The 20,150-nt window shown below is 70.9% G+C and carries 24 protein-coding genes and 1 tRNA gene; 10 read left to right on the forward strand and 15 right to left on the reverse strand.

Going from position 1 to position 20,150, the window contains the following annotated elements:
* The first annotated feature begins 162 nt into the window (after window positions 1–162).
* Window positions 163–513 (forward strand): hypothetical protein, encoded by a 351-nt coding sequence (locus FKD65_RS24085; protein ID WP_141579633.1) that lies wholly within the window; start codon window positions 163–165, stop codon window positions 511–513.
* 58 nt (window positions 514–571) lie between these two features.
* Here FKD65_RS24085 and FKD65_RS24090 read toward each other — a convergent pair whose 3' ends face one another.
* The 3 genes from FKD65_RS24090 to FKD65_RS24105 form a co-directional block, all read right to left on the reverse strand.
* Window positions 572–1,807: an epoxide hydrolase family protein gene (locus FKD65_RS24090; RefSeq protein ID WP_141579634.1), complete on the reverse strand. Its 1,236-nt coding sequence runs from the start codon at window positions 1,805–1,807 to the stop codon at window positions 572–574.
* 184 nt (window positions 1,808–1,991) lie between these two features.
* Window positions 1,992–2,648 (reverse strand): YdcF family protein, encoded by a 657-nt coding sequence (locus tag FKD65_RS24095; RefSeq protein ID WP_240809576.1) that lies wholly within the window; start codon window positions 2,646–2,648, stop codon window positions 1,992–1,994.
* A 379-nt stretch (window positions 2,649–3,027) separates the two neighbouring features.
* Entirely contained in the window at window positions 3,028–3,234 is a 207-nt protein-coding gene (locus FKD65_RS24105) for a hypothetical protein (protein ID WP_141579635.1), read from the reverse strand.
* A gap of 240 nt (window positions 3,235–3,474) precedes the next feature.
* On the opposite strand from FKD65_RS24105, the gene FKD65_RS24110 reads away from it, so the two are divergent.
* The 5 genes from FKD65_RS24110 to FKD65_RS24130 all read left to right on the forward strand — a co-directional run bounded on the left by FKD65_RS24110 (window position 3,475) and on the right by FKD65_RS24130 (window position 7,916).
* The gene (locus tag FKD65_RS24110; RefSeq protein WP_141579636.1) at window positions 3,475–4,188 is read left to right on the forward strand and encodes a hypothetical protein; all 714 of its coding nucleotides are present in this window, start codon (window positions 3,475–3,477) and stop codon (window positions 4,186–4,188) included.
* Between the two features lie 74 nt (window positions 4,189–4,262).
* Window positions 4,263–4,532, forward strand: a complete 270-nt coding sequence (locus FKD65_RS24115; protein WP_141579637.1) for a hypothetical protein — start codon at window positions 4,263–4,265, stop codon at window positions 4,530–4,532.
* Complete coding sequence (locus FKD65_RS24120; protein WP_141579638.1) at window positions 4,529–4,996, forward strand: DUF1707 domain-containing protein; 468 nt, start codon at window positions 4,529–4,531, stop codon at window positions 4,994–4,996. The genes FKD65_RS24115 and FKD65_RS24120 overlap by 4 nt, the downstream gene beginning before the upstream one ends.
* Window positions 4,993–5,817, forward strand: a complete 825-nt coding sequence (locus FKD65_RS24125) for a DUF2637 domain-containing protein (RefSeq protein WP_141579639.1) — start codon at window positions 4,993–4,995, stop codon at window positions 5,815–5,817. Before FKD65_RS24120 ends, FKD65_RS24125 begins: the two co-directional genes overlap by 4 nt.
* Window positions 5,814–7,916: an FtsK/SpoIIIE domain-containing protein gene (locus tag FKD65_RS24130; RefSeq protein WP_141579640.1), complete on the forward strand. Its 2,103-nt coding sequence runs from the start codon at window positions 5,814–5,816 to the stop codon at window positions 7,914–7,916. The genes FKD65_RS24125 and FKD65_RS24130 overlap by 4 nt, the downstream gene beginning before the upstream one ends.
* Window positions 7,917–8,057: 141 nt before the next feature.
* On the opposite strand, the gene FKD65_RS24135 is transcribed toward FKD65_RS24130, so the two are convergent.
* On the reverse strand, window positions 8,058–9,050 hold the full coding sequence (locus tag FKD65_RS24135; RefSeq protein WP_141579641.1) for a helix-turn-helix transcriptional regulator: 993 nt from the start codon (window positions 9,048–9,050) through the stop codon (window positions 8,058–8,060).
* A 193-nt stretch (window positions 9,051–9,243) separates the two neighbouring features.
* Here FKD65_RS24135 and FKD65_RS24140 point away from each other — a divergent pair, with 193 nt between their 5' ends.
* The 4 genes from FKD65_RS24140 to FKD65_RS44385 all read left to right on the forward strand — a co-directional run bounded on the left by FKD65_RS24140 (window position 9,244) and on the right by FKD65_RS44385 (window position 10,326).
* Window positions 9,244–9,459 carry a hypothetical protein gene (locus FKD65_RS24140; protein ID WP_141579642.1) on the forward strand — a complete coding sequence of 72 codons (216 nt, stop codon included), beginning with the start codon at window positions 9,244–9,246 and terminating at the stop codon, window positions 9,457–9,459.
* Window positions 9,449–9,655, forward strand: coding sequence for a hypothetical protein (locus tag FKD65_RS24145; RefSeq protein WP_141579643.1), 207 nt, complete (start codon window positions 9,449–9,451; stop codon window positions 9,653–9,655). The genes FKD65_RS24140 and FKD65_RS24145 overlap by 11 nt, the downstream gene beginning before the upstream one ends.
* Entirely contained in the window at window positions 9,652–9,918 is a 267-nt protein-coding gene (locus FKD65_RS24150; protein WP_141579644.1) for a hypothetical protein, read from the forward strand. The genes FKD65_RS24145 and FKD65_RS24150 overlap by 4 nt, the downstream gene beginning before the upstream one ends.
* 264 nt (window positions 9,919–10,182) lie before the next feature.
* On the forward strand, window positions 10,183–10,326 hold the full coding sequence (locus FKD65_RS44385) for a hypothetical protein (protein WP_168221165.1): 144 nt from the start codon (window positions 10,183–10,185) through the stop codon (window positions 10,324–10,326).
* A 193-nt stretch (window positions 10,327–10,519) separates the two neighbouring features.
* On the opposite strand, the gene FKD65_RS24155 is transcribed toward FKD65_RS44385, so the two are convergent.
* The 11 genes from FKD65_RS24155 to FKD65_RS24205 all read right to left on the reverse strand — a co-directional run bounded on the left by FKD65_RS24155 (window position 10,520) and on the right by FKD65_RS24205 (window position 20,109).
* Window positions 10,520–10,590, reverse strand: a tRNA-OTHER gene (locus FKD65_RS24155).
* A gap of 131 nt (window positions 10,591–10,721) precedes the next feature.
* Window positions 10,722–10,952 (reverse strand): holin, encoded by a 231-nt coding sequence (locus FKD65_RS24160; RefSeq protein WP_141579645.1) that lies wholly within the window; start codon window positions 10,950–10,952, stop codon window positions 10,722–10,724.
* Window positions 10,953–10,954: 2 nt separating this feature from the next.
* The gene (locus tag FKD65_RS24165; RefSeq protein ID WP_141579646.1) at window positions 10,955–11,497 is read right to left on the reverse strand and encodes a 3'-5' exoribonuclease; all 543 of its coding nucleotides are present in this window, start codon (window positions 11,495–11,497) and stop codon (window positions 10,955–10,957) included.
* A 1-nt stretch (window position 11,498) separates the two neighbouring features.
* Window positions 11,499–12,299: a CHAP domain-containing protein gene (locus FKD65_RS24170; RefSeq protein WP_168221166.1), complete on the reverse strand. Its 801-nt coding sequence runs from the start codon at window positions 12,297–12,299 to the stop codon at window positions 11,499–11,501.
* Between the two features lie 10 nt (window positions 12,300–12,309).
* A complete protein-coding gene (locus tag FKD65_RS46310; protein ID WP_141579648.1) occupies window positions 12,310–12,870 on the reverse strand; it encodes a collagen-like protein in 561 nt (186 codons plus the stop codon).
* A complete protein-coding gene (locus tag FKD65_RS24180) occupies window positions 12,870–13,172 on the reverse strand; it encodes a hypothetical protein (RefSeq protein ID WP_141579649.1) in 303 nt (100 codons plus the stop codon). Before FKD65_RS24180 ends, FKD65_RS46310 begins: the two co-directional genes overlap by 1 nt.
* 37 nt (window positions 13,173–13,209) lie before the next feature.
* Window positions 13,210–13,986, reverse strand: a complete 777-nt coding sequence (locus FKD65_RS24185; RefSeq protein WP_141579650.1) for a PIG-L deacetylase family protein — start codon at window positions 13,984–13,986, stop codon at window positions 13,210–13,212.
* A 26-nt stretch (window positions 13,987–14,012) separates the two neighbouring features.
* Window positions 14,013–14,474, reverse strand: coding sequence for a hypothetical protein (locus tag FKD65_RS24190; RefSeq protein WP_141579651.1), 462 nt, complete (start codon window positions 14,472–14,474; stop codon window positions 14,013–14,015).
* A gap of 12 nt (window positions 14,475–14,486) precedes the next feature.
* A complete protein-coding gene (locus FKD65_RS24195) occupies window positions 14,487–16,679 on the reverse strand; it encodes a hypothetical protein (protein WP_141579652.1) in 2,193 nt (730 codons plus the stop codon).
* Window positions 16,679–17,137 (reverse strand): hypothetical protein, encoded by a 459-nt coding sequence (locus tag FKD65_RS24200; protein WP_141579653.1) that lies wholly within the window; start codon window positions 17,135–17,137, stop codon window positions 16,679–16,681. The genes FKD65_RS24195 and FKD65_RS24200 overlap by 1 nt, the downstream gene beginning before the upstream one ends.
* A complete protein-coding gene (locus FKD65_RS24205) occupies window positions 17,137–20,109 on the reverse strand; it encodes a phage tail tape measure protein (protein WP_141579654.1) in 2,973 nt (990 codons plus the stop codon). The genes FKD65_RS24200 and FKD65_RS24205 overlap by 1 nt, the downstream gene beginning before the upstream one ends.
* Window positions 20,110–20,150: the final 41 nt, after the last annotated feature.

The following is a 20,150-nucleotide window of genomic DNA, read 5'->3' on the forward strand; positions in this document are numbered from 1 at the left end:
CGGTATCCGCAGTGACCCACGAGGCCCCCGTCGAGTGACCCCCACGAAGGACTCACCTTCGTCCCCGACGGGGGCGCCCCGTGCACTGGCCACCCGAATCCGCCTCCGCCCGAGTTAGACGGCATCTGGGCCGGTTCGGCGTATCCGCACTAATCTCGTCGCGTGAGTAATGACGTCCAGCAGGTTCAGCCGCTCGACTCTGGGATAGCCGAAGAGTGGATTCGCAAGACGGATGAGCCAGACCTGCGCGCCGTATCGGCCTCCAAGCTTCGCGCGGGGCCGTGGTGGAGCGTCAGCGTCTGGGTCATGGAGTTCGTCCGTACCGACCCTCTCGAATCCGAACTTCGACGACGCATCGCAGCCGCGCTGAGCGACGTCAGCGGCGTCACGGACGTCGAAGAAGAAGACCGGGAAGTGTGGACGGTGACCGGGACTCCCGCAGGCAGGGCATTGGTCGAGGCGGTCGCGCAGGTGGTCGACGATCTGACACCCCAGACCCGCAATTCCCTGTAGCGCCCGCTCACAGCCGCCCGCTCCGACGCGAACCCGGCCCCGATTCCACTGCGACCGGTCAGGGCCTGCGGCCGTGGAAAGTGCGGCGAAGGTCGCCCACCCACGCGTCGGGGTTCTCCCAGGGGATGAAGTGGCCGCCGTGGTCATGGGCATTGACGTTGACATGGTTGAACCAGTCGGCCTGCGGACCGTTCTTGAACGCCCCGACTCGCTCGTCGGTCGTGTGGATACCGGGCGGGTTCTCGTACGCGACGAAGGTGAGGCCGACAGGGGCCTGCACGACCGGGGTGCGGTCGTGGGCGGGCGCCCAGGGGTAGCGGTTGGCATTGGCGTAGTAGCGCATCGACGTGGCGATGGAGTTGTTCACCCAGAAGATCGTGGCGTGGGTGAGCAAGTCGTCTTTGCTGAAGACGGACTCGACGTCGCCCCCGTTGTCGCTCCAGGCGCTCCAACGCTCCAGCAGCCATGCGAGCAATCCGGCGGGTGAATCGCTCAGCCCATGGGCGAGGGTGGCGCCGTCGAGCATGTGCACGGCGAGGTGGGGCGCCCAGCGACGGTCCATCTCGACGATGCGGGCGCGGACCTCGGCGGGCTGATCATCGGTGAGGGGACGGTTCCGGGCGAAGTCCCAGGCGCGGGGTCCGTTGAAGAAGTCGAGCGGCAGCCCGGAGCCGATGTGGATGCCGTACAGCTCGTCGGCGTACTTGTGGCCGAGCTGGCTGGTGACGATCCCGCCGATGTCACAGCCCCCCGCGGCGTACTTCTCGTATCCGAGGGTCTCGGTCATCAGGGTGTGCCAGAGGTCGGACACCTTCCAGAAGTTCACGTCCGGAAAACCGGTGAGCGGACCGGGAAAGCCGAAGCCGGGCAGGGACGGCACGATGACGTCGAACGCGTCGGCGGGATCGCCGCCGAACGCGGCCGGGTCGGCCAGCGGGTCGATCACCTTCGACCAGTGCCAGAACGTCCACGGCCAGCCGTGGGTGAGGATCAACGGGATGGGGCGGGGCCCGCGACCGGGCTTCCGCATGAAGTGCACCGGGACCCCTGCGACGCTCACCTCGTAGTGCTCGTAGGCGTTGATGGCGGCCTCGGCCTTGCGCCAGTCGTAGCCGTCGCGCCAGTAGGCGACCAGCCCCCGGAGATAGCCGTCCGGGACGCCGTAGGACCAGTCCTCGTTCCCCTCGTCCAGCGGCGGACGGGTCGATGCGAGACGGGTACGCAGGTCATCGAGAACCTCGTCCGGCACGTGGATCGGGGTGGGCTCCAGGGGAAACGCGTGCGAATTGGTCAAAGCGTGGTTCCTTACCGGCTGGGCAGACGGGCACTGTCGGCCTGTCGCCAGCCGCTCGCCGACGCCAGGCCACCAACAACGCCATGCTGTCCCTGGCTCTTCACCTCCGCAACCAAGAATCGCCCCCGCGACATCGGCCGGCTTTGAGACGGTCCGAGGCGCCTTGTTCTCGTTCGGGGAGCCATCAAATGAGCCTGGTGGTGAAGCCGGCCCTGGTCAGACGGTGGTAGGCCGCTTCGACTTCGGGGGGCATGTCCTGGGCGACGGCGAATCCTCGGCCTGGGTAGAGCATGATGCGCTGGGTGTCGCCTACCAGCATGTCGATAACGCGGTTCGCATCCCCGATGCTCACGATGTAGTCGTCCAGCGAAAGCGGTCGCGACGCGCAAACGACCTCAAGTTCTGGCCACAGCTTCCTGGCGGTGGAGTAGGCGCGACGCTGCTGGTAGGGCCGGGAGATCAACGTCGCCGAGTGGACTTCGATCCCGTGCTCTGCGAGCAGCTCGCGGGTGAACTCGATGTTCTGGCCAGTATTGGTGGCCTTGGGCTCGACCAGGATCGCCTCATCGGGGACTCCGAGTTCGATGGCGTGTTCGCGGTAGTGGACGGCCTCGCCGCGTGGGAATCGTTCGATCGTCGTCGGTGCGTTGGCGCCGGTGAAGACGATGCGGGGGAACATCCCCGCGTGGTGGAGTTCCGCGGTGAAGGTGGCGACCCCGAGATCATGGCTGCCGAGCCCGATGGCGACGTCGGTAGGCCGGATGGTGTGGTGCATGTCGTGGTAGTCCCACAGGATTTCCACGTCAGCGCGGTAGGCAAGGGGCAACGTCACCTCGGACACGGACCCTTCAAGAAACCGCACCCAGCGGGGGCGAGGGGCGGAGCCCCAACCACACACAGACAGCCGATCAGCAAACCGCAACCGGCAGGGGGCGTGGGGGCGGAGCCCCCACATCGGGGGTCCGGGGGTCGCCCCCCGGGCCAACACGACGAAGGAGTGGCGGGGAAGAAGCCCGAAGGGCTTCGACCACACCACTCCCAACTCCGAGTGGGCCTAGGAGGACTTGAACCTCCGGCCTCATCCTTATCAGGGATGCCGTGCCATGCTCACTACCTGCCCCATAGGGGTTATGACCTGCGGAGACTCTCCGAGAGGCCTGGTCTCGCCTAGCCTGACCCGCGCTCGCACGCATGATCGTCTCCCCAGATTCTCCCACACCTCACCTCGCCGCACCCTTCGGCGGGCGGCCGCCCTTTCGAGAGCGCCGCTCGGCGAGCTCCCGCTCCGCGCGCTCCAGGTCGGCAAGGTCCTGCTCGTCGCCGTGCGCCCTGATGTCGGCGCGGATGTGGTCGAGCGTCCGGCCGGCCCGGTCGGTGCCGAGGCGCTCGCAGACGCGCCCGTAGGCATCCCACATGGCGTCAGGCATCCGTACAGGTCGTGGCCGGCTGTGCTTGTCGTCTCCGGTCATGGCCCCTCGTCTCGTGTATTGACACGGATTCTCGCAGAGGCCTTGTGTGCATACAAGGTTTCTGCTTATTGTGTTCATACACGGTTTCCGTATTCGAACAGGGAACCCGAGACGAAGCCCCCCGCCAATAGGGCGGGCCCCGGCAAGCGACACCACCGCAAACCGAGGCCCTTGACCAGGACGAGGAGGTCCTGACCCATGGGCAACACTACTGACGCCACCAGGCCGCAGGAGGCGGCCGAGGCGAGCATCCCGGGCCCACGGCCCGCAGGAGAGCCGACCACCAGCCGCGCCGGCACCAGCCCGCGCCCGGCCCCGCAGACGAACGACTGCCCGCCCTGGTGCACCGACCACGAGGACGTCATGCACTTCTCGGCGGACGAGGAGGCCGGGCCGATGATGGCCCGGCTCTACCAGACGCCGGGCCAGGCGCCGGAGGTCGACCTCGTCCGGGACGCGCGCCGCCGCGACCAGGAGCGTCCGCTCAGCGTCGGCGAGGCGGTCGGGCTCGGCAAGATCCTGTTCGCGCTCGCGGCCCGCGCCGAAGCCGGCACCCACACCCTCGCCCCGAGTGAGGCCGCGCGCCCGTGGTGGCTGCCCGAGGGCTGCCCGTCGTGGTGCGAGTGGCCCGACGACCACCCGGCCAAGGCCTGCTATGACGACCGTCTCCACACCGGTGAGTCCCGGGTGGTCGTGCTCACCGGCAACGACACCGCCGGCGACGCCTGGGAGGACCCCGACGAGGCGCGGATGTACATCCGGCAGCACTACCGGGAGGTCGCGCCGCGCATCGAGGTCGGCCACAACGACGCGGCGGTCGGTCTGCAGTTCACCCTCGACGAGGCGGAGGAGTTCGCGCATCACCTGCTGGAGCTGGCGGCGATCGCCCGCACCGGCAACCCCGAGAAGTAACCGAGCGGGGCCCGTCCGGCGACTGCACCGCCGGCGGGCCCCTAGATCCCGACCTTTCCTAGGAGGTCCGAACCATGCAGGAGAACCTACCGGCCGACGTCGGCCCGTACGAGACCGACCAGCAGGCCGCCGACACCGTCTCCCACGTCTACGCCCACGCCCGCACCGCGCCCGGCACCATGGGCCGCCTGTCCCTCGACCAGCTCACCGCCGCGTGCGAGGCCGCCGGCGTCGAGCTCGGCGCCTACGACCTCCGCATCCTCCGGTGGCTCGCTGGGTGGGAGCCCGAGACGTGCGCGGTCATCGCCGGGATCATCCTGCGCGCGGGGAAGGTGTCCCGGTGAGGCGCCGCAACCGTGAGCCGGGGGACGTGCTGTTCGGCGTGCTGCTCCTGGCCGCCGCCGTCCTGCTCGGCACCGGGCTGTTCGGCTTCTTCGCCGCGCACCCGACCGTGTCGGCGCTGTGGGCGCTCGGGACGACGGGCGGGACGGTGTGGTTCGCGTGCCTGTGGTCGGCGCGGATCTACCAGGACCGGATGCGCGCCCTGACCGCCGAACGCGAGCGCCAGGCCGTGCCCGTGGTGCAGACGGAGACGGTGTCCAGCGTCCTGCTGTCGTGCCGGAAGGGCGCCCGGATCGGCGACGCCGAACGCGACGTGTTCGTCAACGCGCTCCACAGCCACTTCGCCGCCGGGCGGCTGGACATGGGCGAGCTGCACGAGCGGCTCGGCGCGGCGCTCGCGGCCCGGACCGTCGAGGACCTGTCGCGGACCGTGGACGGCCTGCCGAGTGAGGTGACGGGGCGATGAACCGCACGACCCGCATCGCGCACCTGGCGTCCGTTGCCTTCATGGCAACCGGTGTCCTGGCCGCCACCGGCGTCGGGTTCGCCCAGTCGTGGGCCGGCCTGTACGGCTGGGCGACCGAGCACGGACTCAACGACTGGAAGGCCATGTCGTTCCCAGCGATGGTCGACGTGTTCATCGGCGTCGGCGAGCTCGGCCTGTTCGCCCTCACGCTGGAGGGCCACCGCCTCCGCAAGTCCGCGCTGTCGTGGGCGGACCTGCTGCTCCCGGGGGCGATCGCGACCACCGGCTGGGGTGTCTCGCTGGCGTTCAACATCGGTCACGTCGACCACGAGTTGAGCGACCAGCTCACCGCGGCCGTCCCGCCGGTCGCCTCGATGCTCGGCCTGCTCGTCCTGCTGCGGACGCTTCACCGTCTGGTCACGCGAGCGCCTGTCGCGACCACCGGTCCCGCCCCTGAGTTTGCGAGTCCCTTCGAGGGACCTGCAAGGGCCGTCGCATCGTCGTCCTGGTGGCCTCTCCCGGACCTCGGGTCCGCTGGTGAGGCGGTGGACGGGTACGCGCTGTGGGACGAGATCGAGCCCTCTCGCGAGCCGCTCCCGGCCGCGCTCCCGGAGGCGCCGGACGACGAGCCGGAGCAGGGCGCGGAGGCACCCGTCGAGCCGGACCTCGTCCCGGTGGTCGCGACCGCCCGCGACCGGTACGCCGAGGTGCTCGCGACCGGTGGTCTCCCCTCGGTCCGCCAGCTCCGGCGGGAGCTCCGGATTGGGCACCCGAAGGCCAGGCGCGTGCGCATCATCCTCGCTGCGGAGGCCGCCTCGTGACGCTGCCCCGTCTGTACGCGGTGCCGGACGACGAGGCCGTGTCGCTCATCAAGGACGCACGCGCCGGCGCGGTCGAGCTGGAGGCCGAGACCGTCGAAGCGGTCCCGGTCGACGACCCGGCGACCGCCCGGCCCGGGTGGCTGGACGACCGCCGGGCCCGGCTCGACGAGGCGCCCCGGGTGCTGCCGGTGTGGCTGCGCGACCGCGGCCAGCTCGCCGACGCCGCGGCGTTCGTCGCGCGGTGGTACGGGCGGGAGTGGGCGTTCCACACCGTCCGGGCCCCGGTCTACGTGGGGCGCCTGTGGGCGTGCGCGCCGCGCGGTGGCGCCCGGACGGCGCGGAAGTGGTGGAGGTGGGTGACCGACGCCGAGGCCCGCCCCGCCGAAGCCAAGGCCGCGCTCGACCCCGACACCTGGACGCGGTTCGTCACCGTGCAGTCCCGCCGCACCGGGCCGCGCCGCCGCCTCTCCCTCGTCGTCGCCGTCCCCGTCGCGCTGCTGGTCACGCTCGCCGCGGTCCTGCTGCCCGGGTGGACGCTCACCGCCGCCGGGGCCGCCGCGCTGTGCGCCCTCGGGTGGATCGGCCGCGACACCGACCGCCCGATCATCACCCGGTACGTGGCCGTCCGGTTGCAGCGGCGCCTGGACTCCGCCGAGGTCGAGACGGCGCTCGCCGCGATCGGCGTCAAGGGCCGCATCGACTTCGCCTCCCCGATCGCAGTCGACGGCCCCGGCTGGCTGGCAGAGATCGACCTGCCGGGCGCGACCACCGCGGCGAAGGTGCTGGAGAAGCGGGAGGATCTCGCCGCGGCGATGCGCCGGCCGATCTCGACCGTGTGGCCGGAGGGCGACCGCGCCGCGCATCCCGGGCGGCTTCGCCTGTGGGTCGCCCGCGAGGACCCGGCGAAGGCGCCGCGGAAGCTGTGGCCGCTGATGCGCGAGGGCCAGGCCGACGTGTTCGGGCCGCTGCCGTTCGGGTTCGACCCGCGCGGCAACCTGGTCGAGATCACCCTCATGTACTCGAACCTGCTGGTTGGAGGTATCCCCGGATCGGGGAAAACCTCGTGTGCGCTGGCGATCGTCCTCGGCGTCGCGCTCGACCCGACCGCGCAGCTCCACGTGTTCGAGCTGAAGGGGTCCGGTGACCTGGACTCGGTCCGGCCCGTCTGCCACCGGTACGTGTCCGGCGACGACGACGAGGATCTGCTTGCCGCGCTGGCCGGGCTGCGCGCCGGCATCACCGAACAGAAGCGCCGCGCCGAGTTCATCCGGGGCCTGCCCGCCTCCGAGACGCCGGAGGGGCGCCGGGTCACGCGCGCCCTGGCCGAGAAGTACCCCGAGGCCGACCTCGGGCCGCGCGTCATCGTGGTCGACGAGGCGCAGGAGCTGTTCACCCATCCCGAGTACAAGGACGAGGCCGCTGACCTGTCCACGCGGCTGATCAAGAAGGGCCGCGCGTACGGGCTGATCCTGATCCTGTTGACGCAGAACCCGGACGCCCCGTCCCTGCCCTCCAGCGTGTCGTCCAGTGTCGGGACGCGGCTGTGCCTGGCGGTCATGGACTGGCGCGCGAACAACAACGTGCTCGGCACCGGCGCGAACGAGCGGGGCCTGCGTGCGATGGACATCTCGGCGTCCGAGCAGGGGACCGGCATCCTCGTCCGCGGCCGTGAGGGCGGCACCGTCCGGGCGGCGTTCATCAAGCAGACTGAGGCGGAGGAGATCGGGAAGCGGGCCCTGGCGCTGCGGATCGCGGCCGGGACGCTGTCCGGGGAGGCCGCTGGCGAGGAGGTCGCCGAGGTCGAGCGCACGGACCTGATCGACGACGTGCGGGCGGTGTGGCCGGCTGGGGAGAGCGCCGTGCACTCGGCGCGGCTCGTCGAGGCCCTCGCCGTGTACCGGCCCGAGGTGTACGGCGGGTGGCTTCCCGCCGGCCTGGAGGCGCTCGGCGAGGACGAGCAGCGCGAGGCCCGGTCGTCGGCGTCGACGACGCTGGCGAACGCGCTGAAGCCGTACGGGGTGGGCACCCAGCAGATCAACCGGCGCGGTGCCGGCGGCTCGGCGAAGGGCGTGCGGTGGGAGGACCTCCCCGAGCGGTGACGGTTCCGGGCCCGGGGCTCCCGAAAGGCCGTCAGCGGCCCGTATCCGGGGGACCCCGGGCAGCCCCGAAACCAGTAACCGTGCAGGTCATCCCCGATACCGGGGGCGAAACCGGTTTCGGGTGGGGTGGAACCGGTTCGCCTAGTCGGCGCGGTCGCGTTCGAGGATCTCGTCGAACTCGGCGACCCACTCCGCCGACTGCTGCTCGACCGGCAGGCCCGCCTTCCCTTCGGCGACGAGCGCGGCCGCGTCCTCGTGGTCACCCAGCGACGACAGGGTGATGCCGATGACGAGGCGGAAGAACGGCGGCGAATACCAGTAGATCGGCGGGGGCGGGTCGGTCACGTCGTCGGCATGGTCCGCGGCGTCGTGGAGGATCCGCCGCGCCTGGTCGGTGTAGCCGAGCGCGGCGTGCGCGCGGGCGGACTGGAGCCGGTCGAAGACCCGCTGCGCCGGGTGCGCGCCGGGCGTGGCCAGCGCCGCCGCCGACGCCCGCACCACCGCCCGCGGGCGTCCCTGCTGACGGGCCACGTACCCGGCGAAGGACACCGCGAGCGCCGCGATGGTGCCGTCCTCGAACTCGTCCGCGAGTTCCGCTCCGCGGTCGAACAGCGCCACCGCCTGCGCGTCACGGCGTAGCGCGGCGTTCAGCCATCCAGCGAAGACGCTCCACTCGGCGACGAGCCGGCCGAAGCGGTCCCGCATCGGGGCGGGCGCGTCGCGCAGCATCGACGTGAGGACGTCGAGTTGGCCCGTCACGGGGCTGAGGAGGGCGGCCGGGCCGATGGTGTCCTCCAGGCGCCGCTGCCCGGCCAGGACGGCGCTGAGGGTGTCGAGGGTGGCGGTGTCCAGGCGTGCGGGGCGCTTGGCTGCCAGCGCGAGGCGTTCGCGGTCGTCGAGGCTGACGGCGCCGTTCAGCGTCCGCCACGGGGACGGGTCGCGCAGCGCGGCGAGTTGTCCGCCGGCGTCGAGGAGCTCGTCGAGCCGCTCGGCGATCCGCCCGGACGGGACCCGCTCACCGCGGGCAACTCGCGACAGGTACCCGTCGTTGCATGGGACCAGGTCCGCCAGTCTGCGCTGGCTCACCCGCCGCTCGGCCATGAGCGCGCGGAACCTCTCGCCGAAGGTCGTCATGTTCACCCGTTTCGCCCCGGATGGACCCTGTCTTAACCGCTGCCTGCAGCCCAGAGGCAGCAGGTAGGGGCTTCCACGCTAACGCCAGATCCGGTCGAGTGGTGAGCGGAAGGTGTCTCAGGACACATAGGCGGCCCCGGCCGGCGGGCGAACGCCGGTTGTTCCGGGGCCTGACCCGAACAGGAGTCGGGCTATGGAGACGGTACCGAACGAGACGACCAACGCCGACGCGAAGGCCCGGCTGAAGGACGAGTTCCCCGACTGGTCGATCATCCACACCGACCGCGGGCGCTGGTGGGCGACACGCGGCCCCCTGACGCGGGCGATCCTGAACCGGGTCGCGGACGTCTCGGCCGACACCCCCGAAGGCCTCGCCGACCGGATCCGGGAGGCGACCCGTGGCGAGTAACGCCGACCCGGGCCGCTGGCACCGGCTGGGCATGGCGCTGGCCGCCTACAACCTGCTGATGAACGAGGTCGTGGTCCCGGAGTCGCAGTACTGGCAGGGCCAGCGCGAGGACGTTGACCGGACCGCCTACCTGGGCGACATCGTCCAGCGCGCCGCCGCTCGTGAGCGCGAGCAGAGCCGGGAGGATCACCGGTGAGCGACTACGCCAACTCCAGCGCCCGCCTCGCCGCGCTGTGCGTCCACCTCAAGGCCCGCGGCCTGGACGTCACCCACAACGGGCACCTGACCGTCCGCGTCGAGGGCGAGGTCCCCCGCGCCGTGCACATCACCTGCCGCCCCCGCGAGAAGGACGGCGGCGCGCTGTGGTTCTGGACGCACTGGGGTGAGCCGCTCGCCGAGGCGCACGACGTCATCAGCGCGGCCGTCGCCATCACCGGACTCCTCGCGGTCCGCACCTAGACCCGCGGCCCCGGTCATCCCCGGCGCGGTGGGACCCGGGGCCGCGGATTCCATCCCAACCACGAGCAGACACGAGGAGGCTACGCTCAGCAAACATGTGGAAGTTCAGCGAGGAAGGACGGCGCCTCGCCAAGGCACCCTGCCCCATGGGCGGCAAGCACGAAGCCGACCCGGCGCGGGCACGCGAGGACACCTTCGGGTGCCGCAAGTGCGGCGTCATCCCCAAGGACAGCGAAGAGTACCGCGAGATGATGGAGGCCCCCGATGCGAGAGATCCTTTCCCCGATCGTCTATGAGAAGCGCACCGCGCCCTGCCCCGCCTGCGAAGGCAAGGGCTTCACCAAGTCGGGCACCTGCACCACCTGCAAGGGCAACAAGACGATCACCGTCGAATTCCCCGACGACTGACCCCGGACGCAGCGAAGCGGCCCCGCCTCCCGAAGGAGACGGGGCCGCGTGCCGGTCGGGCTTCCCCACCCGCCGACGCATCACACACTACCTGCGCAAATGCGAGCGCCCCCGCCCTGATGGACGGGGGCGCTCGTGCTGCTTGCGCCGGATCACCGGGTGCCAGGGTTTCCCGTGGCAGCAGCGGCGCCGCTGCCGGTGCCCGGTATCGAACCGGGGTCCATGCCCGCCAACGCGGGCCGCTCTGCCGCTGAGCTACACCGGACGGCCAGACCAGGATACGGCGAAGCGCCCCCCGCCTCCGGGGTCCGGGGAGGCGAGGGGCGTTCGCGTCGGGCGGCTCGGGGGGACCGCCCGCGATCAGGACCTTTTCCCGGATCCGGGAAAAAGCCTGCTCAGAGGCGCGGCGCGGGCGGCACCTGCGACGGGGCGCGCGGGGTGTGCTTGGTCAGCCACCCCGTCACCGCGCCGACCGCCGTCGCGATGCCGCCGATGATGACCGCCTGGAGGACGTCGGCGAGCCCGGCCAGCGCCGGGACCTTCACCACGACCCACGCGACGACGAAGCCAGCGACGAGCGTCGCCAGACTCTGCGTCTTGACCTTGGCTTCCACGGGTGCGGACATGCTCACTCCTTCTTGCCAGTTGGCATGGCGGTCAGGGACTCCGCCACGGTCTTCACGTGGCGGGCGTCCGCCAGCGCGTTGTGGAACCCGCCCGCCTGCTCAGGCAGCGGCGGGTTACCGAGCCGCGCGGCCTCCTGCTGAAGGTCGCGCGTGAACATCGGCACGCCGTCCGGCAGGTCGACCATCGCGCCCCAGAGCTGGCACAGGACAACGTGGTCGTATGCGCCGTAGGACGCCCACAGCTCCACGTCGGGCGTCGCCTGGAGGAAGTCGCGGACCTCGTCGGCGATCCGGGCGCGGCGCTTCACGTCCGGGTGCGCACGGTCGAGGAAAGGCTTCCGCAACGGGCGGATGCCGTCGTGCCGGACGACCGGCAGGGACGGGACGACGTTCGCGCGGAGCCACTCGTGCCGCACGATGCGGCGCCACGGCATGTCCCAGTTCACCGCGTAGTACTCGCGGCCGTCCTCGGCCACCAGACCGATCGAGATCAGCTCGATCGTCCGGCCGTCCTCCAGGAACTCCGAGTCGTAGTAGATCCGCATGTCAGGCGGTCGACTCGTCGGCGACGTCGAGGCGAACCGTGACGTTCTCGATCGCGGACGTGATCCGCTGGACCAGGGCGTCCGGGTCGACCTGCTGACCCCGGTCGGCGGCGAGCTGCGCGACGGCCTTCGACAGCTCGATGACCGTCGCCTGCGTCGCGGCCTGCTCGCGCTGGACGCGCCGCACCCACATGTAGGTCTCACGCAGGTAGGAGTCCGGCCGCCAGGTGGGGTTCTTCGGGTTGAGGGGCTTGCCGTCCGGGCCGGCGGGCGCCTCGATCCCGTCCCACTGCCAGAGCGCCTTCTCGCTGGGCATGTCGTCCTCCTCGTAGTCGGGGCGGCCGTAGCCGTAGATGCGGTCAGAGTTGCGCGCGACGGTCTTGCGGTACACGCCGTCGCCGTTGAAGTAGCGGCCCTCGAGGGAACCGGAGGTGTTGCCGCCGATCGTCGTGATGGAACTCGAGGAGACGGCGACGACGAGCTCGACGTGCGTGCCGCCGCGCGGGCCGTAGAACACCCAGTCCCCGACGTGCGGGGTGGAGCTCCACCGCTCGTGCGCCTTGAACCACCCGACGGCGACCTCACACCCGGCCGTGCGCGGGTAGTCGCGGTTGGCCTCGCCCTCCGCCTGGTCGGCCACCCAGCCCTGAAACGAGCAGCACCAGGCGTAGCCGTAGCCGCCATGCGGGTAGCCGGGGATCGCGCCGAGCCAGTGGTTGTAGGGGGTGTTGTTCGTGCCGGTCTCGCGGGTCCCGAGTTCGCCCTCGGCCGCCTTGATCGCGGCGGCGGCGGTGTAGCTCACATGCTCTCCTTCAGTCCTTGACGCATATCGCAGAGTCGGTCGGGCCGCCCGCCGTGACGACCGGGACCGTCTCCTGGTGGTAGCCCTCCGGGCACACCGGCCCCGCCGGGCCGGACGGCCCCCGCTCGCCCGGGTCGCCCTTCGGGCCGGCCGGACCCGCGGGCCCCTGCGGTCCCGTCGCACCGGACGCGCCGTCCTTGCCCGGCTGCCCCGCCGCGCCAGGCGTCCCCGGCTGACCGGACGGCCCGGCCCGCCCGGGCGAACCTGCCGCACCCGCCGACCCTGCCGGGCCGCGCGAACCCGGCGCACCCGAGGCGCCTGGCGAGCCAGGACGGCCCTCCGCACCCGGCGTGCCCGGTGATCCCGCCGGGCCGGGCGTAGGCGACTTCAGCGGCACCCCACCCATCTGCCGCACCTGCTGCGCGAGGAGGTCGCGGTCGCGCCGCATCTCCCGGTTGTCGCCCTTCAGGTCGCCGACCGCCGACCACGTCCACGCGGCCAGCACCAGGAACGCCACACCCACCGCCATCACCCCGAAGTTCCGGCGCACCCACCCCACCCGCTCAGCCATCACTTGCCGCCCTTGAGCTGGAGGAGGATGCCGACCAGGAACAGCGCGCCGGGGATGACACCCGCGTAGATCGCCTGCCGCCAGTTCGACCCCTGGCCGGTGATCTCCGCCTTGAGATCCCGGTCGGCCTCCTTGCGGGCGAGCTTCTCCTCGGCGAGCTGCGCGCGGAGTTCGGCGATGTCCCGCTCGATCTCGGCGCGGTCGCGGGAGTACAGGTCCATGGGCACGACCCGGTTGCCGAGGTCACGGACGGCGTTCTCGATCTGTGCCAGGCGCCAGGCGATCGTGGACTCATCGGCCATCGTCACCCCCGTCCATCACCTCTCCGATCCGGCTGCGCTACGGCTTGACGATGTAGTTCGCGGTCCCGTTCTCGGGCCCCGTGAAGTACGAGACGGAGTGGTAGCCGACCGCGTAGCAGGCGGGGGGCTGCCAGGACCGGTAGCACCAGCCGGCGCGGCGGGCCATCTGCACGGCCATCGCCGAGTACGTCGCCGAGATCGTGTAGGCCGCCGCGCCCGCCGCGCTGGCCTGCTCGGGCTTCACCAGCCATCGCGCGTCCACGAACGCGGCCGGGGCCGAGCTGCGGAGGGACTTCAGCGCGTTGCCCAGGGCGGCGTGATCGGCGTGGTTGTCGCCCCACCACATCGTGTAGTGCCCCACGGACGGCCAGCCCTCGGCGGCGAAGCGCGTCGCCCACGACTGCATGACGTCCGTCGCCCAGCTGGTGGAGATGCCGTCCGGCAGGTCCGCCGACGTCGCCGCGGGCGCGTCCGCGCGGCCGAGGTGAACCCGTTCCGCCGGCACTCCGAGCTGCGCGCACGCCGCCACGAACTCCCGCGTCCGGGCGAGCCCGAAGTCGTCCTCGCTCAGCGGCGCGTACCCCTCGCGCGGCGGGTAGTGGTAGCCGCCCCAGAACCCGCTGCTCGCCGTGCCGTTGAGCATCGCGCGGGCTCCGGACAGGGCCCCGTTGCACAGCAGCACCACGTGCACCTCACGGCCCGCGAGGGCGTGGTGCGCGATGGCCTGCCCCATGAACAGGGTCTCGTCGTCCTGATGGGGCGAATAGAAAACGATCGGTTTGCCGGTCGGGTTCGCCGGAACAGGGTCGCTCACTGGATACTCCTCAAACTGCCGGGGGGTCACTTACGGAACGCGAGCCACTCCACTTCGATATTCGTCCACGTGCCGGTGGACCCGTTCGTGCTGAACACGAAGATCGTGAAATTGGTCGCGGAGATTTCGGTGATGCGCGCCACCCACATTTCGGTGGCCCCGGCACCTGTCGCGATGTTCACACACATCGACGGCGCCGCCCCGAACGCGGTCGGGAAGTTCACCACCAGCGAATGCTTGGTCTTGCTGCTGAAGCTCACGAGCTGGATGCCGGACTGCCAGGTCGGGCGCCACGCCGTCCCGTCGTAGTACCAGAGCTTCCCGGTGTCGCGGGCGACCGCGTGCTGTCCCGTCTCCGGGCTCGTGATACCGGCGATGATCGCCGCGCTGGATGAGAACGCGGGAATGGTCTGCCGCATCAGATAGCCGTTGACGTCGGCTGCGCCGAGCACCTCACCGACCGCGAAGGTCTTGAATCCCAGACCCATATCCCATCCTCCTTAGTAGGCCAGCCGGTTACTGCCGAGCTGCCCGAGTAGCACGTCATCGAGCACCAGGAACCGCCCGTACCGGGTCGCGGACTGCAACGTCCATTTCGTTGTCCACTCCTCGCCGCCGAACTCGTGCACGATCCCGCGGATGAAGCAGTCCATTTCGATGGGGTCGCCGCCGCCGGGCGGCCGCCGGATGACGGTGATCCGGTCCCCGATCTGCCGGCCGAGGGCCTGCGGCCACAGCTCGGCCGGCTGGACGGCGGGTTCGATGACCAGTTCGGTGAACCGGAGCTCGGGCTCGGCGGAGACGCTGACGAGCCACTGCGCGTACGCCGCGGCGTCGGTGTCGGCCATCAGGACCGGCGCGGACGGCGGGGTGAAGGTCCGCTTGTAGAACAGCGCCTGCGACGCGCCGTCCGAGGCGACCTGCTCGACCGGCTCGTCCGGCGGGTCGCCCTCGTCGGTGGCGCGGGCGGCGCGGGTCACGCGGACCTCGTTGTAGAACGTCGCGTCGTCGGTCGCGACGGCGAGGTCCTTGTAGGGGAGTTCGTTTCCGTCGTCGCCGAAGGTGGCCTGGGAGGTGTTGGAGCGTTCGTCTTGCAGCAGGGCGTTGCGGGCCCGGAACCGGACGCGGCCGCCGCCGTCGACGTACAGCTCGCCGATCTCGGAGTCGGCGACGAGCTGGAGCTCGCCGAGCGCCTCACCCTCCAGGGCGGTCTGCTGGACGGCGGTGTCGCCGTCGTCGATGATGCGGTCCAGCGGGCCCCATCCGGCCGAGTCGAGGATCCGGTTGATGCGGGCGCCGCTGCTCTCGCCTTCACCGGCCGGGGGGACCGCGCCGCGGGAGATACCGGCCAGGACCTTGAAGGCGTCGGTGGCGGTGAGGGTGGTGACCGCCTGCCCGGGGTCCTGGTAGGCGACCAGCCACTGGTCGGCCGTGCCCTGGAACAGCTCGTAGGTGACGTCCGCCCACGTCGCACGGACCCGGACGGCGCGCATCGCGGTGACGCGGCTGGTGCCGTTCAGCGGGTCGACGTGCGGACCGTTCAGGTTGGAGGGGTCGAGGTCGCGGTCGCGGTTGGCGAGCGGTACTGACAGGGTCCCGGGGTCGTAGGTGACGATCGGGGAGTCGACCCGCTGGGACCCGCGGATGACGCTGCCCGTGCCCTCGGTGGCGCGGTCGGCGAGCTCCACCCAGGTCGGGTCCGAGGCGGTGCCGTCGCCGAGGGTGCCGGTGTTCAGCCGGCCGCGGGTCGGGTCGTCCAGCGTCAGCAGCGTCGACGTGGATGCCCCCGAGGCGAACGCGGCCTCGATCGACAGGACAGGGAACACCGCCTGCCCGGAGGAGGCGGTGAACACCTCGACCGGCCGGGCCGTCCCGGTGCCGGTGACGCGGCCGACGACGTGCAGCTGCGTCGTGGTGACCGGCCGGGCGGTGCCGGTCCCGGTGACACGTCCTGCCGTGAGGGTCTTGGCGGCGGTGACGGGCCGCGCGGTCCCGGTGCCGGTCACCCGCCCGGCGCTGGCGTTGATCGACGTCGGCGCGGGCCGCAGGGACACCGTCCAGACCAGGACGTTCGCGCTCGCGAACGCGTTGGTCGACGTCCAGTTCGGCGGCGTCACCGTCGCGCCAGCCGAACGGGTGGTGGCCAGCCCGTCGTCGGCGATCGCTCCGACCGTACCGCCGGTGCCGGTGGCCAGAGTGGTGGAGTCGGCGCGCTCGGTGTACCCGCTGGGGGGCGTCCAGCCGGTGGTGCCGCTGGAGGCGCGCTCGGAGATCGCGGTCACGATCCCGCAGTTGGCGTATCCGAGCGTCACGCCGGGGCAGGCGTGCGAGGACACCGCCGAGGCCTCGTCGCGGACCTGCCAGGTGTCGATCGGGGAGGTGGTGTGCGCGCCGCGGATGACGACCCATTCGGCCGACTGCCGGTTCGCGGCGGACCCGTTGAGGGTGATCGTCCCGGACTCGGCGCCGGTGCAGACCTTGACGTAGAACCCGACCTGCATGGACCCGGAGTCGCCGACCTGGAGGGACACCTGCGTCGCGCCGCCCGGGGAGGTGTCGGGGGTCGAGGTGTTCTGCATCGTCCACCACAGGAGGAACACGTCCCCGGCCGCGACTCCCGCGGGCCAGGACGTGCCGGACAGCGACGAGGCGTTAGCCCCGTCGCTGCCTGCGCCGACGATGCTGAAGGCCATCAGGTCGCCCGGTAGAACCCGCCGGAGGGAAACGCGATGTTCAGCGTCGTGCCATCGGTCGTCACCGAGATGTCGTGTGCGGTGAGGGGGATCAGGTCCGCGTCGGTGCCGCCCGTGGTGTCCGGGTCGTAGCAGATGAGCAGCTTGCCGAGGGTGTTGTTCGATGCGCCGCCGGCCGTCGCCCAGGACAGGTCATCGGCGTCGACGTCGACCCGGTCGTTGGTGTCGTCGACCGTGGCGGTCACGCTGGTGAGGGTCTTGCGGGCGTAGTTGGTGAACGTCGCCTCGTCGGTCGTCCCGGCCAGCAGGACCGACAGGTTGTCGTAGTCCTTCAGGGCACCGTCCGCCTCCAGCCCAGACGACTTCAGCAGGACCGCGATCAGCGCGTCATTCGCTGCCGGCAAGGCTGCGTAGTACGCCATGCGGCCCTTGACGATGTTGAACTCGAAGTCGGCCATCAGGCCCGCCCTCCCGCCGCGGCGAGGCGCCCGCCGCGCTTCTTGTACTCGAACAGGCACTCGTTGATCTCGCGGCCGATCGCGCCCTTGTCGACGGTCGGCGGGACCTTCACGGTCACGTCGATGTGCTGGTGGACCACGACGACCTTCGACCCGGCGCGGTGCACCGTCCCGGCCGAGGCCGGGACCATCACCTCGGCCGACTCCTCACCCACCAGGTAGGGGGTCCCGAACCCGACGCGGCCGCCGCGCTTGCGGCGCCGTCCGGGGTTGCCGAGCATCCCGAGCTGCTCGGCCCTCACCCGCTGCCGGGTCGCCCCGTACATCGCCGCCCTCGCGGCCTGCCCGACCGCGCCGCCGGTGTAGAACCGCGCGCCGTTGGGCCACCGCCAGGCGTAACCGCGGCCGGACGCGACCTCCTGGACGTGGGACCCGGTGAACGGCGCCTGGATGATGTGGCCCGGCTTGTCGCTGGCGATGACGACATGGCCCATGTGCGGGAACCCCAGCGCCCCGGGGCGCCTGGAGGTGGCGTGGGAGTTGGGGAACTGGCTGTAGGTATCGCCGCCGATGGAGACCTTCGCGCCCTTCCACCACGCGTACTCAGTGAGGCCCGAGCAGTCGAAGCCATAGGTGCCGGCGCCCCGGCCGATGCCGTAGGAGGGTCCGCCCTTACCGCCGCCGCCCCAGCTGTAGGGGTAGCCGATCATGGACCGGGCCGCGGCGACGACGCCGTTCGCGCCACCGAACATCTTCGCCAGCGTCTTGGCGATCTGGAGGAACAGCTTCGTCATCCCGGCGGGGATCGGCGCGAGGTCCTGGCGGATCGCCCGGACGTTCGGGGTGGTGGCCGTCAGGCCCATCCCCTGGGACACCCGACCGCCGCCGGAGTAGCCCTTCAGCAGCCCCTTGCGGGCCAGGGCGCGGAGCCGGAGCATCGCGCCGTGCCCACCGACGTCATCGACCTCCTCCGGCGTCCACACGTGCTCGTCCACCCTCAGCAGCGCCGGGACCGAGTCGTAGGCGCGCGACGATTCGGGGCCGATGCTGGGGATCGGGCCGCCCTTGGCCTTGGCCAGGCCGGGGAACCGGCGGGCGGGGTCGTGGGCGTTGACCCACAGCCCCCGCGCGTTGACGGTCATGTTCACGTTCCGCTTGGCGGTGATCTTGCCGATCTCGTCGTTGACGTCCTTGCGGAACTTCTCCATGGCCTTCGCGGCGCCCTTGAGCTTGCCGCCCAGGCCGGGCACCCACCCGAAGGCCTTCGCCGCGCCCTTCACCACGTTGGTCGCGAAGTTCAGAAACATCCGGGTCATCGTGGTCGTGGACCGCACGACCGCGTCCTTGATCTTGTCGATCGCGGGCTTGGCCTTGCCGTAGTACTCCAGCCACGCCTTCCAGCCCTTCTTGATCGACGCCCAGCCGATCTCCAGGACCTTCCACAGCAACCGGAAACTCTTGATCGAGTAGACGATCCACGTCCCCACGATCTTCAGCGCGATCTTGAACTCGACCGACCACATCTTCAGGAAGAACTTGATCACGAACTCGTAGATCCGCCGGAAGACCTTGAGGATCTTCTCCCACGGAACGTCGCTCTTGGCGATCTCGCCGTAGATGCGGCGGAGCTGAGCGAACAGATCCTTCAGCGCCGTCTTGTAGAACTTGGTGATCGCCGGGGCGATCTTCTTGGAGATCCAGTCGCCCATGTCGCGCAGCGCCGGGACGAGCTTGCTGCGCGCCCAGTCCGCGACCTTCCGCAGTTCGACCCCGAACCGCTGCCAGTCGTTGACGGCCTTGCCCGTCTTCGGGAGCTGGAAGCCCTTGCGGATCTGCCCGCCGAACTTCGCCAGCCCGTCCAAGGCCTTCGCGGCGACCTGGGTCACCTGCGTCTCGACGGTCCGCTTGAACCCCGTCAGCCGCGCCTTGAACGTGCCGTGCAGCGCCTTCCCGGCCCGGTCCGTCGCCCCGGTGAACTGGCCCATCTTCTTCGTGGCCTCGGACGGGTCGATCTTCAGCAGCGCCTTGCCCATGTCCTCGCTCTGGGTGCCGAGGATCTGCTGCGCGAGCGCGTACCGCTTGGTGGGGTCGGTGACCTTGCGGAGCCGGTCGGTGATCTGGTCGAGGGCCTGCCGCGCGACCGGGCCGCCCTTGCCGAACGCGGCCGCCATCTTGTCCGCGTTCAGGCCGAGCTTCTCCAGCGCGGGCGCCGCGGACATGTCCTGGACGCGGATGTTCAGTTCCTTCATCGCGTCAGCGACGACATCGGCGTCCCTCGCGCCGCCCTGCAAGCCCTGCTGGATGATGCCCATGGCCTGCGCGCCCGACAGGCCCAAGTCGCGGAACTGAGTGCTGTACTCGTTGAACGTCTCCAACAAGTCTTCGGCCTTGTTGGCGCCCATCTGCGCGCCGCGCGTCAGGATGTCGAAGGCCTCGCGCGAGTTCTTGGCCAGGCCGGTCTTCATCATCTGACCGACCGCGACCGTGACCGGCCCGACCTCCTCGCCCATCACCGCGGCCAGGTCCATCGCGCGCTTGCTGGTGGCCTGCAAATCCGCCGAGCTCGCGGTCCGCATGCCGTCCATGTTCTGGATGACCTTGGTGATGGACTCGCGGACCTCGTCCATGTTCTCGCCGTAGGCCTTGGAGTACAGCCGCCCGGCGACCCCGCCGATCCGCTGCGACTCCTTGGCCGTGACGCCCAGTTGCGCCTGGAGCTTCGCGCCGGCCTCTTGGGCGTCCAGGCCCTTGGCGATGGCCGGGCCGATGAGCGCCGCGGCGCCGGCGACCGCGCCGAGGATCGGGCCGAGCTTCCCGGCGACCGCGCCGAGCTTGCCCATCTTCCCCGAGCCGGCCTCCACGCCATCGTTCATGTCCTCGATGGCTTCGCCGGTCTCGCGGGTCGTGCGCTGCACGCCCCGGTCCCGGGCGATGAAGTCGAACTGGATTCTCCTGGTTTCAGTACTCGCCACGGTTCGCCTCCTCCCTCTCCTCGCGCCTGCGCTGGTCGATG

This window comes from Actinomadura sp. WMMA1423 (assembly GCF_006547145.1).
Lineage (GTDB): Bacteria > Actinomycetota > Actinomycetes > Streptosporangiales > Streptosporangiaceae > Spirillospora.